The organism is Candidatus Symbiopectobacterium sp. NZEC135 (assembly GCF_025962695.1).
The window spans coordinates 1-525 of the sequence record NZ_JAGFPF010001502.1 but is presented as its reverse complement, the minus strand read 5'-3'; the positions used below and the strand labels follow the sequence as shown (position 1 = coordinate 525).

The following is a 525-nucleotide window of genomic DNA, read 5'->3' as shown; positions in this document are numbered from 1 at the left end:
ACGGCGCACAACAGCGCTGAAATCACATACACCCACAGCAGCACCCGACGCGTATTGATGCCAGAATAGGCGGTGGCGCGCTCATTAGAGCCGATAAGATAAATCGCTCTGCCAAGTGTGCTGCGCTCCAGCACCAGCCACAGTCCGATGGCAACCACCACAAACAGCCACATCGGCAGCGGTACCCCAAACCACTGTGCGCGATTTAACCACAGCACCCATTCGGGATAATTGGCAATAGCACTGCCACCGGTAATCAAAATATTGATCCCCTTGAGCAGCGTCATCATACCGAGCGTCGCCAGGATTGGAGACACCCGCAGACCCGCAATCAACACGCCGTTGCACAGCCCAATCAGCGCCGCCGCCCCCACGCCCGCCACCAGCGTGGCAACGATGGATAACAGCGATGGCGGGTAGCTGACCGCCACCCAGGCCATCACCAGCGAGCAGGCATTTGCCGTCGAAATGATCGACAGGTTGATGCCACCGCACAGCATGGTGACCGCCATGCCCAACGTTAAT

General features: G+C 58.5%; 1 protein-coding gene. It reads right to left on the bottom strand.

The window, feature by feature from the left end; translation table 11 throughout:
- Nucleotides 1-525, bottom strand: a 525-nt coding sequence (locus tag J5224_RS35045; RefSeq protein ID WP_264629393.1) for an ABC transporter permease, incomplete at both ends; no start/stop codon positions are given.